This window comes from Pseudomonas sp. FYR_7 (genome assembly GCF_043106155.1).
In the GTDB taxonomy this organism is placed as follows: Bacteria; Pseudomonadota; Gammaproteobacteria; order Pseudomonadales; family Pseudomonadaceae; genus Aquipseudomonas; species Aquipseudomonas parafulva_B.
Map to the genome: position 1 here is coordinate 1 of NZ_JBICMI010000042.1, position 770 is coordinate 770.

Sequence of the window (770 nt, forward strand, 5' to 3'; positions counted from 1 at the left end):
GAGCACGAGAAACTTTGTCTGAATATGGGGGGACCATCCTCCAAGGCTAAATACTACTGACTGACCGATAGTGAACCAGTACCGTGAGGGAAAGGCGAAAAGAACCCCGGAGAGGGGAGTGAAATAGAACCTGAAACCGTATGCGTACAAGCAGTGGGAGCCTACTTTGTTAGGTGACTGCGTACCTTTTGTATAATGGGTCAGCGACTTATATTCAGTGGCGAGCTTAACCGAATAGGGGAGGCGTAGCGAAAGCGAGTCTTAATAGGGCGTTTAGTCGCTGGGTATAGACCCGAAACCGGGCGATCTATCCATGGGCAGGTTGAAGGTTAGGTAACACTGACTGGAGGACCGAACCGACTACCGTTGAAAAGTTAGCGGATGACCTGTGGATCGGAGTGAAAGGCTAATCAAGCTCGGAGATAGCTGGTTCTCCTCGAAAGCTATTTAGGTAGCGCCTCATGTATCACTGTAGGGGGTAGAGCACTGTTTCGGCTAGGGGGTCATCCCGACTTACCAAACCGATGCAAACTCCGAATACCTACAAGTGCCGAGCATGGGAGACACACGGCGGGTGCTAACGTCCGTCGTGAAAAGGGAAACAACCCAGACCGTCAGCTAAGGTCCCAAAGTCATGGTTAAGTGGGAAACGATGTGGGAAGGCTTAGACAGCTAGGAGGTTGGCTTAGAAGCAGCCACCCTTTAAAGAAAGCGTAATAGCTCACTAGTCGAGTCGGCCTGCGCGGAAGATGTAACGGGGCTCAAACCAT

The 770-nt window shown here is 51.3% G+C and carries 1 rRNA gene; it reads left to right on the forward strand.

The features are described 5' to 3' along the window. A 23S ribosomal RNA gene (locus tag ACF8R3_RS10315) occupies positions 1–770 on the forward strand; the annotation flags it as partial.